This window comes from Lactobacillus sp. PV034 (assembly GCF_014522305.1).
In the GTDB taxonomy this organism is placed as follows: Bacteria; Bacillota; Bacilli; order Lactobacillales; family Lactobacillaceae; genus Lactobacillus.
On record NZ_CP041982.1, the window covers coordinates 229973 to 242904 of the forward strand.

13 protein-coding genes are annotated in these 12932 nt (G+C 34.3%); 11 read left to right on the forward strand and 2 right to left on the reverse strand.

From position 1 onward, the window contains the following. Positions 1-9: 9 nt before the first annotated feature. Together rpe and FP432_RS01255 are read left to right on the forward strand one after the other, a co-directional pair. A complete protein-coding gene (gene rpe, locus FP432_RS01250) occupies positions 10-666 on the forward strand; it encodes a ribulose-phosphate 3-epimerase (RefSeq protein ID WP_265489040.1) in 657 nt (218 codons plus the stop codon). Continuing rightward, positions 663-1346 (forward strand): thiamine diphosphokinase, encoded by a 684-nt coding sequence (locus tag FP432_RS01255; RefSeq protein ID WP_265489041.1) that lies wholly within the window; start codon positions 663-665, stop codon positions 1344-1346. Before rpe ends, FP432_RS01255 begins: the two co-directional genes overlap by 4 nt. A gap of 51 nt (positions 1347-1397) precedes the next feature. Here FP432_RS01255 and FP432_RS01260 read toward each other — a convergent pair whose 3' ends face one another. Further along, on the reverse strand, positions 1398-2786 hold the full coding sequence (locus tag FP432_RS01260; RefSeq protein WP_322555883.1) for an IS3 family transposase: 1389 nt from the start codon (positions 2784-2786) through the stop codon (positions 1398-1400). A gap of 144 nt (positions 2787-2930) precedes the next feature. Then, complete coding sequence (rpmB, locus tag FP432_RS01265) at positions 2931-3116, reverse strand: 50S ribosomal protein L28 (protein WP_265489044.1); 186 nt, start codon at positions 3114-3116, stop codon at positions 2931-2933. Between the two features lie 185 nt (positions 3117-3301). On the opposite strand from rpmB, the gene FP432_RS01270 reads away from it, so the two are divergent. The 9 genes from FP432_RS01270 (at position 3302) to FP432_RS01310 (ending at position 12778) form a co-directional block, all read left to right on the forward strand. Beyond that, positions 3302-3664: an Asp23/Gls24 family envelope stress response protein gene (locus FP432_RS01270; RefSeq protein ID WP_265489046.1), complete on the forward strand. Its 363-nt coding sequence runs from the start codon at positions 3302-3304 to the stop codon at positions 3662-3664. 22 nt (positions 3665-3686) lie between these two features. Beyond that, the gene (locus FP432_RS01275) at positions 3687-5354 is read left to right on the forward strand and encodes a DAK2 domain-containing protein (protein ID WP_265489048.1); all 1668 of its coding nucleotides are present in this window, start codon (positions 3687-3689) and stop codon (positions 5352-5354) included. A gap of 1 nt (position 5355) precedes the next feature. Continuing rightward, entirely contained in the window at positions 5356-7407 is a 2052-nt protein-coding gene (gene recG / locus FP432_RS01280) for an ATP-dependent DNA helicase RecG (protein ID WP_265489050.1), read from the forward strand. A gap of 37 nt (positions 7408-7444) precedes the next feature. Continuing rightward, complete coding sequence (gene plsX / locus FP432_RS01285) at positions 7445-8455, forward strand: phosphate acyltransferase PlsX (RefSeq protein ID WP_265489052.1); 1011 nt, start codon at positions 7445-7447, stop codon at positions 8453-8455. Positions 8456-8497: 42 nt separating this feature from the next. Then, positions 8498-8740: an acyl carrier protein gene (gene acpP / locus FP432_RS01290; RefSeq protein ID WP_265489055.1), complete on the forward strand. Its 243-nt coding sequence runs from the start codon at positions 8498-8500 to the stop codon at positions 8738-8740. A 173-nt stretch (positions 8741-8913) separates the two neighbouring features. Continuing rightward, the gene (locus tag FP432_RS01295; protein WP_265489057.1) at positions 8914-9915 is read left to right on the forward strand and encodes an ABC transporter ATP-binding protein; all 1002 of its coding nucleotides are present in this window, start codon (positions 8914-8916) and stop codon (positions 9913-9915) included. Between the two features lie 16 nt (positions 9916-9931). Beyond that, on the forward strand, positions 9932-10903 hold the full coding sequence (locus FP432_RS01300) for an ABC transporter ATP-binding protein (RefSeq protein ID WP_265489059.1): 972 nt from the start codon (positions 9932-9934) through the stop codon (positions 10901-10903). A 1-nt stretch (position 10904) separates the two neighbouring features. After that, the gene (gene opp4B, locus FP432_RS01305; RefSeq protein ID WP_265489061.1) at positions 10905-11864 is read left to right on the forward strand and encodes an oligopeptide ABC transporter permease; all 960 of its coding nucleotides are present in this window, start codon (positions 10905-10907) and stop codon (positions 11862-11864) included. Between the two features lie 14 nt (positions 11865-11878). Further along, positions 11879-12778: an ABC transporter permease gene (locus FP432_RS01310; RefSeq protein WP_265489063.1), complete on the forward strand. Its 900-nt coding sequence runs from the start codon at positions 11879-11881 to the stop codon at positions 12776-12778. Positions 12779-12932 lie beyond the last annotated feature (154 nt).

Genomic DNA, 12932 nt, shown 5'->3' on the forward strand with positions numbered 1-12932 from the left:
GGTAAAACTATGAGTATACTTGCACCATCAATTTTGAATGCTAATACAATGAATCTAGGTAGTGATATTCAGGAGGCCATCGATGGTGGCGTTAAAAGATTTCATATTGATATTATGGATGGACACTTTGTGCCTAATCTTTCTTATGGACCAGAATTAGTTGAGAATTTTACGACTACTTTTCCAAATATGGAAGCTGAAATCCACTTAATGAGTAATAATTTAGATGTAACTATTCCAGCCTTTGTAAAAGCTGGTGCTGATCTTCTAGAATTTCACTATGAAGCTACTGACGATGTAGAAAAATGGTTAAAATATTTAAAAGATCATAATGTTAAAGCAGGCTTAGTGATTAATCCTGATACTTCAGTTGAAGTTATTAAGCCTTACTTAGATCAAATTGACCAATTATTAATAATGACCGTTAAGCCAGGGTTTGGTGGTCAAAGTTTTAGAGCAGACTCAAGTACTCGAATCGCACAAGCTAAAAAAATTATTGCTGAAGCAGGTAAAGATATTCCAATAGAAGTAGATGGGGGAATTGATGATAAGACCGCTGAGATCGCAAAAGCAGCTGGAGCTGATGTCTTTGTGGCTGGATCATTTATCTTTAAAAAGGGTCCAATTGCTCAACAAATTCTTAAACTAGAGAATATCTTAATATGAGGGCAGTAGCAGTATTAGGTGGGCCAATTGCCAATTGGCCGATAGATATCAAAGAAAAAATTAAAAAGGCTCAAGCTAGTGGTGCAGTGGTTGCCGCTAGCGATCGTGGTAGCCTTTTTTTATTAGAATTAGGGATTATCCCAGATTTAGCTGTAGGTGATTTTGATTCTTTAAGAAAAGTAGAATTAGATAAAATCGAAGAAAAAGTTAAAGATATCCGTTATGCTAAGCCGGAAAAAGATGAAACTGATTCAGAATTATTATTTTTAACTTTATTCGAAGATTATCAAATTGAGCAGGTAGAACTTTATGGAGCAACAGGTGGTAGATTAGATCACTTTTTTGTTAATTTGTTTACTTTTTTAAATGCACCGTTAAATAAATATATGGGGCAGGTACGAATTATTGATCAGCAAAATCTAATTCTTTTTTTGAAACCAGGAACAAATTCTCTTCAACCACTAGCTAGTTATAATTACTTAGGTGTTGGCAACCTGACTCCAGTAAGAAATCTTAATATTGAAGGGGCTAAATATCCCTTGAAGCAGTTTAGTTCTCATAGTCCCCGGATGTTTTCTTCAAATGAATTTATCAAGCAAAATCAAATTAAAGTAACTTTTGATGAAGGAGATGTAATAGCAATTTATTCTCGTGATCAGGAGCGATTTAGTAATATTTAAACAAAAAAAGACAGTTTAACATGATATGAACCCTAAAATTAGGACATATTATTAAGCCATTTGATTTAAAACCATATTTCGATATTGAATCGGAGTATGGTTTTTTATTGAGCTCTTAATTCTTTTGTTATTGTAGTAATAAATATATTCTTTGATTGCTTCTTCCAGCTCATCTAAATTCTTAAATGTTTTCTCAAAGCCATAGAACATTTCTCGCTTTAAAATGCCAAAAAATCCTTCCATTAATCCATCATCTAATGAATTACCTTTTCTAGACATTGATTGTTCAATCCCGTGATTTTTAAGCCAATTTTGAAATGCTGGATGTTGATATTGCCAGCCTTGATCAGTATGAAAGATAAGCCCATTTAATGCAGGATGATCTTTATAAGCTAATTCAAGCATGTTCATTACTTGTTCTAAGACTGGATGACGACTAAGAGTGTAAGAAATTATTTCATGAGTGCAACCATCCATAATTGGTGATAAATATAGTTTTTCTCCATTTAAATGAAATTCGGTTATATCAGAGTACCACTTTCTATCTGGCAAAATAGCTAGAAAATTGCGACAGATCAAATTAGGTTTGATTTTACCTACGGTACCCTGATAACTTGAGTATTTTCTTCTACGTCTAATTGCAATACCAAATAGATGCATCTTTTTCATTAGACGCTTTACTTTCTTGTGATTAATTTTAACGCCTTCAATGTGTAATTGGGCTGTAATTCTCCTATAGCCGTATCTATGCTTGTGTTCCTCAAATATTTCTTTAATCCGTTTCATGATATCTTGATTTTTTAAATCTTTATCATCCTGTTTTAAAACATAGTAGTAATTGCTTTTAGATAAATGAGGCAAATCAGGATTAGAATTAATTGTATTTAAGATAAAAGTTACGGTTACATGAAGTTCATGCCTTAGTTCAGTAACCACCTGAGCTATTTCTTTGGCTTTTGGTTTTTTCTTTGAGAAACTAAGGCGCTTAATTTTTTTACAAATTCGTTTTCGACAGTAAGCCTTAAGTTCTCTTGTTTTAGGTCTTTTAGTTGTTTTTGAAGTTCTTTGATTTGTTGGTCTTTGTTTTTCATGAGATGGTTTGCCTTTCTTGTGATTAATGACATTATACCCATCTTCTTTATATTTGCGAATCCAATTATGGATTAGACCCTGGCTAGGCAAGGCTAAATCTAAGGATACGTGTTGCGCAATTTCATTGTTAATAAGTACTCTTCTAATTGCTTCTTCCTTAAATTCAATTGTATAAGCAGAAGAAGATCTATCTAAAATATTGATTCCATGACGATCTATCAAATTAAGCATATAACGGATATTACCTGAGTTTATTCTGTATTTTTTACTTAACCATGTAGAAGTTTTTCCATATTTTTTCCAATAATTATAAATATCAATTTTATCTTGTTTTGTTAATTTAGACATAATAAAACCCCGAAATTCTTGTCCAAATTTCGGGGTTCATATCAAACAAAACTGTCTTTTTTGATGCACATTAATTATTTTTAATAAAAATTGCAAAAATAAAAACCCTCTAGAAATGTTGTTCTAAAAGGCTTTTTTCGCTAATTAAACTCGGGTAACCTTACCTGATTTCAATGCTTTAGTTGAAACCCAAACACGCTTTGGCTTGCCATTGACAAGAATGCGAACTTTTTGAAGGTTTGGCTTCCATGAACGTCTAGTAGAGTTCAAAGCCTTTGAACGCTTGTTACCGAAAGTGGTCTTGCGGCCAGTAATAAAGTCTTTTGCCATTTGTGCTAAACCCTCCTTTTATCTCGGTTGTTAGTACCTTATAAGGTTATCATATCCTTAAATTGATTTCAATATGATATTTTTAATATTGAGTTTTTCTTGAATAGTTTAAGTTGGTACTTTGATGTTGCTTATGCTATGTTAAAATAAACATAAAGAAGTATTCTTCAGAAATGGAGGAAATTATGGCAGTAAAAATTAAAGCTAAATATGGATTAATTGATATTTCAAATAATGTCATTGCTACTGTTGTTGGTGGTGCAGCTACTTCTAATTATGGAGTAGTCGGGATGGCATCTAAGAATACAATTCGTGATGGTGCTTTTACGATTTTGAATCGTGAAAATTACCGGCGTGGTGTAGTAATTAAATCAAAAGATAATCAAATTATTGTCGATGTTTATATTATTGTTGGTTATGGTCTTAAAATTTCTGAGGTTAGCCGCAATGTGCAAGATAGTGTAAAATATAATCTCGAACATCTTTTAGGCATTAAAGCAAAATCAGTCAATGTAATTGTACAGGGCGTAAAAGTCTTAGACGAATAGTGCTTATTTGGAGGAAGACACAGTGGAATTAACCGAAATAACAGGTCAACAATTTAAAGATATGGTTCGTTCAGCATCTCATCGTTTGAGTAAAAATGCTGAATTTGTTGATAAATTAAATGTATTTCCAGTTCCTGATGGTGATACTGGAACTAACATGAATTTAACTGTAACTAGTGGAGCAAAATCAGTTAATGAATGTGATAGTAATAAGATTGGCGATTTAACCGAAGCTTTATCTAAGGGAATGTTAATGGGGGCAAGAGGTAACTCTGGTGTTATTACTTCCCAGCTTTTCCGTGGCTTTTACAAGGCAACCGAAGATTTGGATACTTTAACTGCGACAGATTTAGCAACTGCATTTTCAAATGGTGTTGCTTCAGCTTATAAAGCTGTGATGAAGCCAGTCGAAGGAACAATTTTAACAGTTGCACGGGTTGCTGCCGAATCTGGTAAAAACAAGGCTGCAGAAACAAATAATGTAACCGAAGTTATGCGTGCAGTTGTTGATGGTGCTCGCAAAGCTTTAAAAACTACCCCAGATTTATTGCCAGTGTTGAAGCAGGTTGGTGTTGTTGACTCAGGTGGTCAAGGATTAGTCTTTATTTATCAAGGTTTTCTTGAAGGCCTTCTAGGTGAAAAAGATAATGATTACCAATTAGATGACACTGAAATGGATGAGTTGATTAATGCGGCTCACCACCAAGCTGAATCAGCACAAGTACAGTTGGCAACTAGTGATATCAAAAATGGTTACTGTACTGAAATTATGGTAGATTTAACTGCTGATGTTCCTAATAAAAAGAAATTCGATCTAGAAGAATTTAGAAAGCATTTGTCTGAAATTGGTGATTCCTTGTTAGCCGTATCAGATGGTGATATTGCTAAAGTTCACGTTCATACTGAACATCCAGCCGAAGTATTTACATATGGTAAGCAATTTGGTGAGTTAGGTAAGATTAAAATTGATAACATGAGAATTGAACATGAAACCATTGTTGAAAATCATGATGAACAAGAAGAAGCTGTTGACTTTGCTGTTATTGCTGTAGCATCTGGTCATGGTATTCGTGAATTGTTCAAGAGTGAAGGGGTAAACCGTATTATTTCTGGTGGTCAAACAATGAACCCTTCAACTCAGGATATTCTTGATGCGATTAAGAAGTCAGGAGCTCGCAAGGCAATTATTCTACCTAATAACGGTAATATTGTGATGGCTGCTAAACAAGCAGCAGAACTTGCAGATATTCCAGTAGGAATTGTACCAACTAAAACTATCTCTCAAGGTTTAACTGCAATGCTTTCATTTGATCCTGATGCTGACGTAGATGAAAACGTTGAAGCCATGTCAGAAGATCTTGATACAGTAAAATCTGGAGAAGTAACAAAGGCTATTCGTGATACCGAAATTGATGATATTCAAGTTCATAAAGACGATTACTTAGGTATTATTGATGGTGAAATCAAAGTTGATAATCCTGATTTAATTGATACTACAGTTGCCATGATCGAAAAAATGCTTGATGAAGACAGTGAAATTATTACCGTTCTTTACGGTAGCGATGCAACTAAGAAAGATGCAGATGCAGTAATTGCAAAAATTAAATCAGCTCATGAAGATGATGATTTAGAATTTGAAGTTCATGATGGAGGTCAACCTGTATACTACTTCTTAGTATCAGTGGAATAAAATGACTGAATTAGCTCAAACAAAAGATTTATTTGCTCCAGTTACTGCTTTAAAAGGCGTCGGTAATAAGACTGCGGAAGCACTAGCTACCTTAGAGATTAACAGTATTTATGATTTACTGATGTATTTTCCCTTTCGCTATAATGATTTGGAAACTTTGCCACTTGATCAATTAATGGACGGTCAGAAAGCTCTTTTAAAAGGAGTAATTGTTACTGAACCATATGTTAGTAGATTTGGCTATAAAAAGAGTCGCTTGAGCTTTAAGATTCAAATTGACCATGATATTGTCATGGTCAATTTTTTTAATCAACCTTGGTTAAAAGATAAAATCGAGATAGGCAAAGAAATTGCAGTTTATGGTAAATATAATACGACTCGTCAATCTTTAAGTGCTTTTAAATTAGTGGCTGAGAAAAAAGAGGATTCAAGTATGGAACCTATCTATCCTTTAAATCGTCACGTAAAACAGAAAAAGCTTCAAGAATTGATTGATCAAGCTATTACCGAATATCTGCCCTTATTAGATAATGTAGTGCCTGATGATCTAAGGAAAAAATATAAACTTGAAACAGATCAAGCAATTGTGCAAGATTTGCATCATCCTAAGAATGGAATTATGGCCAAAATGGCCAAAAGAAGTGCAATTTTTAGAGAATTTTTCTTATTTCAAATTCAATTAGCACAAATGCTTAATCAAAAAGATGAAACTGCTCCAGGTCAAGCAAAAGAATATGATTTAAAAGAAATCTCTAAATTGATTTCCTCGTTACCTTTTGAACTCTCAGATGATCAAAAGAAAGTTGTCAATGAAATTTTTGCGGATCTACATGCACCGCGTCAGATGCGACGTTTACTGCAAGGGGATGTAGGAGCGGGAAAAACAATTGTCGCTGTTTTTGCTATCTTTGCTGTCATTACTGCTGGTTATCAGGCAGTCTTAATGGTGCCGACAGAAATTTTAGCGCAACAACATTTTGATAAAATAAATGAACTGTTAAGTCAATTAGGTGTTAGAGTAGCACTACTAACTGGCGATACTAAAGAATTAGAAAAGAAAGAAATTTATCGTGAATTAGAAGATGGAACCATTAACGTAGTTATTGGAACTCATGCTTTAATCCAAGATAAAGTCAAATTTAAAAAGTTAGGTCTAGCAATTATTGATGAACAGCATCGTTTTGGGGTAAATCAGCGTAATAAATTAATCAACAAGGGTAATAATCCTGATGTTTTGGCAATGACTGCTACACCAATTCCGCGAACTCTCGCTTTAACTGTCTATGGTGATATGAATGTCTCTTCAATTCACCAGCTACCAAAGGGAAGAAAACCAATTATTTCTTCCTGGGTTACTAGTAATAAGTTACGTGATGTACTCATGCAAGTGCAAAGTCAATTAGACCAAGGCTTTCAGATTTATGTAGTTACACCACTAATTAGTGAGTCTGAAGCTACTGATTTAAAAAATGCAGAAGACTTACAAGTGAAATTAGCACAATACTTTAAAGAGCAAAATGTTGTCTTGCTTCATGGACGAATGGCAGGGGAAGAAAAGAATAAGATCATGGATGCCTTTGCCGATAAAAAAATTAATATTTTAGTAACCACAAGTGTAATTGAAGTGGGGGTTGATGTCCCTAATGCTAATATGATAATTATTTTCAATGCTGATCGATTTGGCTTAAGTCAATTACATCAACTTCGTGGTCGAATTGGTCGTGGTCAAACTCAGAGTTACTGCGTATTTGTAAGTGATCCGAAGACAGAAGTTGGAAAAAAACGGATGGAAATTGTTGCCAATACTACAGATGGTTTTAAACTGGCTGAAGAAGATTTAAAGCTACGTGGTGAAGGAGATATTTTTGGTAAAGCGCAATCTGGCTTGCCTCAGTTTAAATTGGGTGATGTAGTTCAAGATTTTAATTCTCTGGTTACTGCCCAAAAAGAAGCGCGCGCTCTTATTAAAAAAGATCCGGATTTGACTGGTAAACAATATAACTTTTTGAATAAAGTGTTAAAATATAGCAAAGAATTACAAAATAATGATTAATTATTAGATTAAAGTAGATCATTTATAGGAGAAATTTATGAAAAGAATTGCCGTAGATGCAATGGGCGGAGAGCATGCACCTCAAGCTATTGTAGATGCAGTTATTAAAGCTCGTAAAGAATTAACCAATGTAACTTTTATCTTGTTTGGTAATGAAGAACAGGTAAAGGCTGCTTTTCCTAAGGATGAAAATTTTGAACGAGTAGAATTTGTGAATACTACTGAAGTAATCGCAGATAGTGATGAACCAGTCAAAGCAATTCGCAAGAAAAAAGATTCTTCCATGGTAGTAGCAGCAAGATATGTTAAAGATAAGAAAGCTGATGCTTTGATTTCTTTAGGAAATACTGGGGCTTTGCTTTCAAGTGGAATTTTTATCATTGGTCGCATTAAAGGCGTAGAACGTCCAGCCTTAATGCCTACGATGCCAAGTCAAAAGGGTGAACAAGGTTTTAATATTATTGATGTTGGAGCGAATGCTCAAAGTAAAGCTAGTTACTTAGTTCAATGGGCTCAAATGGCTAATTACTATGCTGAAAAAATCCGTAATGTAAACCATCCTAAAGTTGCACTCTTAAATAATGGTGCTGAAGATGATAAGGGCGATCCCATGCACCAAGAAGCATATAAGCTCTTATCTGAAACTGATTTAAACTTTACCGGTAATATTGAAGGTAATGAATTAATGGAAGGTAAGGCTGATGTTGTTGTAACTGATGGTTTTACTGGAAATGCAGTCTTAAAGGCAATTGAAGGTACTGCTTCTGTGATTCTTCATATGTTAAAAGATTCATTATTAAATAGTGGTTTAGTGCCTAAAATTGGTGCGGGATTAGCTAAACCAGCTTTAAAGAATTTAGCAAAACGATTTGATACTAAACGATATGGTGGAGCTGTTTTATTAGGTGTTGATGGAGTAGTAGTTAAATCACACGGTCGCTCTGATGCCACAACAATCTATTATGTATTTAAGCAAGTAGATAAAATGCTTGACCAAAATTTAGTAGAAAAATATACAGAGCTATTTAAAGACGAAAAGACTAAATAATTGTAAAATAGTAAGTAAATTTAGTAAAAGAGGGGAATATAAATGACTGAAGAAGAAATTTTTAATAAAATTGCTGATATGATTGCCGATCGCTTTGAATTTGATCGTGATAAGATTACGATGGATTTAAACTTCCAAAACGATTTAGATGCAGATTCAATTGATTTTGTAGAATTTGTCATGGATTTAGAAGATACTTTTGGTGCAGAAATTCCTGATGAAGAAGCTGAAAAACTTCAAACTGTTGGTGAAGCTGTTGCTTATATTAAGGCACACCAAGGTTAATTAATTATTTAAAATTAAGAAATAAATTAAGAAAAGCCTATCAATTTATGAAAAATATTTAGGGAAATATTGAATTGATAGGTTTTTTTATATATAATGAGTGCATTATTAAGAATCAAGTTGATTTTAATTTTAAATTCAAAATTGCATAAAGGTTGAGAGGAGAATGAGCTTTGGAAAAGCAAAGTGATGTATTATTAGACATCGAACACTTGCATACTGCATATCGCTTGCAAGGTAAATTTTATGATGCCGCTGATGACATTAACTTGAGATTGAAGCGAGATGAAATTCTAGCGATAGTTGGTGAATCTGGTTCAGGTAAAAGTACAATTGCTTCAAGTATTATTGGTTTATACGATCAAAAAAATACTAAAGTTACGGGAGATATTTTATATAATGAACTGAACTTAGTGGGCTTAAATGATAAGCTTTTTAATCAAGTTCGCGGTAAAAAAATCGGTATGATTTTCCAAGATCCCTTGGCTTCCCTCAATCCTTTGATGCGAGTTGGAGATCAAGTAGCAGAAACCTTGTTATATCACACTGATATGAATGAAAAGCAAAGATATAATCGAGTAATAGAGCTTTTCAATCAGGTTGGGATGCCACGTCCTGAAGAAATGTATTCAATGTATCCTCATGAATTATCTGGTGGACTACGTCAACGTGTGGTAATTGCGATTGCAATTGCATGTAAGCCGGAGATTATCATTGCTGATGAACCTACAACTGCTTTGGATGTTACTATTCAAGCTCAAATTTTGGATTTATTAAAAGAGATTCAAAAGGAAACTCATTCAGGAATCATCTTAATTACTCACGATTTGGGTGTCGTTGCTGAAACAGCAGATCAAGTAGCGGTTATGTATGCTGGACAAATTGTTGAAAAAGCTGATGTTAAAACGATTTTTTCACATCCATTACACCCCTATACTCGTTCATTATTGCATTCAATGCCTCAAACTGATGATAACAGTGAAGAATTACATGTAATTCAAGGAACTGTCCCATCATTAAAAAATATGCCACGTACTGGTGATCGTTTTGCAGCCCGTATTCCTTGGATTCCGGCTTCAGCTCATGAAGATAATCCCCGAATTCATGAAGTAGAGCCAAATCACTTTGTAAGATGTACTTGCTGGCAAGGATTTCATTTTGAGGATGAAAAGTAAAAAGTAGGAGTAGTTTATGGCAGAAGAAATAATTCAAATCAAAGATTTAAAAGTCCATTATCCTATTCGTTCTGGTTTCTGGAATCGTATTACTGATTACGTTCGCGCTGTTGATGGTGTTAGCCTTTCAATCAAAGAGGGAGAAACTTATGGATTGATCGGTGAATCAGGTTCAGGAAAATCAACAACTGGTAAAGCAATTGTTGGTATTGAAAAGGTAACAAGTGGACAAATTCTTTATAAGGGTGTAGATGTTACCAAGGCAAGCAATCGCAAAAAATTGAACTACAATAAGGACGTTCAAATGATCTTTCAAGATTCGATGTCTTCATTGAATCCGCGTAAGAGGATAGAAGATATCATTGCCGAACCAATTAGAAACTTTGAAAACTTAACCACTGATGAAGAACGTAAAAGAGTGCAAGAGTTGCTTGATATCGTAGGGATGCCGAGTGATGCAATTTATAAGTACCCACATGAATTTTCTGGTGGACAAAGACAAAGAATTGGGGTTGCTCGTGCTGTTGCAACTAATCCTAAGCTAATTGTTGCCGATGAACCTACTTCAGCCCTGGACTTATCAGTTCAAGCACAAGTGCTTAACTTTATGAAGCACATACAGCAACAATATAACATTGCCTTTCTCTTTATTTCTCACGATTTAGGTGTGGTTAAGCATATGTCAGAAGATATTGCGATTATGCACCGTGGTCGGTTTGTAGAGATTGGCGAACGTGATCAAATTTATAATGATCCAATGCATATTTACACTAAACGTTTACTTTCAGCTATTCCTAAAGTAGATGTTGAAGGTCGTGAAGAGCATAAATTGGCACGTCAAAAAGTTGAAAAAGAATTTTTAGATAATCAAGATAAATGGTATGACAAAGATGGACGTGTGTTACCGCTAAAAAAGGTTTCAGATCGTCACTATGTTGCCTTACCAGAAGATATGATTCAAGAAGAATTAAAGGAGGGAGAAGAATAAAATGTGGAAAACAATTTTACGACGTATTCTTGTTATGATCCCTCAATTAATCATCTTAAGTATCTTAGTCTTCTTTTTGGCTAAATTGATGCCAGGGGATCCTTTTACTGGGATGATTAACCCAAATTCTGATCCTAGAACGATTGCACGGTTAAAACAGGAATATGGTTTGAATGATCCGGTTTGGGTTCAATATGGCCGTTGGGTTGGTAATCTATTCCATGGTGACTTAGGGATGTCCTATATCCAAAAAGTACCAGTAGCATCACTTATTTGGGATCGTGCTGTAAATACTTTCTGGTTGTCATTAGTTACAGTTATTATCACTTACGCAATTGCAATTCCACTTGGAATTTCTGCTGGTCGTCACCAAAATGAATGGCAAGACCAATCAATTCAAATTTTTAACTATATTACCTTAGCAACTCCTGCATTTGTATTTTATATTTTAGGTTTATACATTTTTGGTTTTGTTTTAGGCTGGTTCCCAGTCTCAGGTTCAGTTTCTGATACTGCTTCCGGGTTCTTTGGTATTTTAGGAAGTAGGTTATATCACATCATTTTACCGGCAATTCTGTGTGCCTTGATTACAACTACTGCAACTGTACAATACTTGAGAACAGGTATTGTTGATAATAAAGTTGAAGATTATGTTAGAACAGCACGTAGTAAGGGTGTTCCTGACAAGGTTGTTTTCAATAAACACATTCTCAGAAACTCTTTACTTCCAATTGCAGCATTTTTAGGAACAACAATTACTGGTTTGCTTTCTGGTTCAATGATTATTGAAACGGTCTTTAGTTATCCTGGAATGGGTAAATTATTCTTGGACTCAATTGGCCAACGTGATTACACCACTTTAACTGCTTTAATTATGATTTTCGGAATTTTAACCTTAGTTGGTAACTTGATTTCCGATATCGTAATGAGTATTGTTGATCCACGAATTAGAGTTCAATAGGAGGGAGAGAGAAAATGGCTGAAGAAGCAAAAAAAGAAACCAAGCCAACTCTTCCTTCATCGGGATTGAGAGTTGTTGCAAGAGAAATTTTTCATGATCCTACCGCTATGGTAGCTTTAATCATTATTATTTTAATTTTATTATTTACCTTTGTCGGTTCACTGTTTTTGAATAGTACTCAAGTGACTCAAATCAATATTGCCGATGCCTATTATGGTTGGGGTGAAGCTGGACACTTACTTGGAACCGATGATGGTGGCCGTGATATTGTCCAACTACTTATTATGGGTGGTCGAAACTCAATCTTTATCGGGATTGCCATTACGGTTATTACTGAATGTATCGGTTTGGTAATTGGACTTGTTACAGGATATTTCGGTGGGATTACGGATTCAATTATCATGCGTATTGTTGATTTTATTCAAATCTTGCCCCAAATGCCAATTTTGATCGTTTTGGTTACTGTAATCCCTAATTACAATGCCTTTACATTGGTATTATTAATTGCAATGTTTGGTTGGACTACAACTGTTAGATACTATCGTTCTTTTGTTTTATCGCAAAGTGGTCGCGAGTATGTTTTAGCATCCAAAACTTCAGGTTCTTCAAATATGAAAATTATGTTCCGAGAAGTTTTACCAAACATTACATCAATGATTATTATTGATGTCGTATTGACCATCGCTGGAAACATTGGTATTGAAACTACTCTTTCATTTATCGGTTATGGGTTACCACCTAATGTGCCATCACTTGGTAGTTTGATTGGTTATGCGAATGATCCAGTTAACGTTACTACCAGACCATGGTTATGGTTACCGGCAACAATTTTATTATTAGCAATTTCATTAAGTATTAACTATGTAGGTCGTGCGCTTCAAAGAGCCTTTGATGCCCGTCAACGTGTAAACTAGCAATAAAGATTCAGATTTTATTCTGAATCTTTATTTTTTTGCCTTAATAATACTTAGATTAAAATATTTTAATAATTAATTGCAAGGATGTAAGGGGATTAGTGCTTATTAATGCAAGTATTCATAACGGTTAGCTTAAGTAATAATAAAATTA

What these genes read in the sequence shown, in the direction of transcription:
- rpe (WP_265489040.1), top strand. Translation starts at nt 10, where the DNA reads ATGAGTATACTTGCACCATCAATTTTGAATGCTAATACAATGAATCTA.
- FP432_RS01255 (WP_265489041.1), top strand. Translation starts at nt 663, where the DNA reads ATGAGGGCAGTAGCAGTATTAGGTGGGCCAATTGCCAATTGGCCGATA.
- FP432_RS01260 (WP_322555883.1), bottom strand. Translation starts at nt 2,786, where the DNA reads ATGTCTAAATTAACAAAACAAGATAAAATTGATATTTATAATTATTGG.
- rpmB (WP_265489044.1), bottom strand. Translation starts at nt 3,116, where the DNA reads ATGGCAAAAGACTTTATTACTGGCCGCAAGACCACTTTCGGTAACAAG.
- FP432_RS01270 (WP_265489046.1), top strand. Translation starts at nt 3,302, where the DNA reads ATGGCAGTAAAAATTAAAGCTAAATATGGATTAATTGATATTTCAAAT.
- recG (WP_265489050.1), top strand. Translation starts at nt 5,356, where the DNA reads ATGACTGAATTAGCTCAAACAAAAGATTTATTTGCTCCAGTTACTGCT.
- plsX (WP_265489052.1), top strand. Translation starts at nt 7,445, where the DNA reads ATGAAAAGAATTGCCGTAGATGCAATGGGCGGAGAGCATGCACCTCAA.
- acpP (WP_265489055.1), top strand. Translation starts at nt 8,498, where the DNA reads ATGACTGAAGAAGAAATTTTTAATAAAATTGCTGATATGATTGCCGAT.
- FP432_RS01300 (WP_265489059.1), top strand. Translation starts at nt 9,932, where the DNA reads ATGGCAGAAGAAATAATTCAAATCAAAGATTTAAAAGTCCATTATCCT.
- opp4B (WP_265489061.1), top strand. Translation starts at nt 10,905, where the DNA reads ATGTGGAAAACAATTTTACGACGTATTCTTGTTATGATCCCTCAATTA.
- FP432_RS01310 (WP_265489063.1), top strand. Translation starts at nt 11,879, where the DNA reads ATGGCTGAAGAAGCAAAAAAAGAAACCAAGCCAACTCTTCCTTCATCG.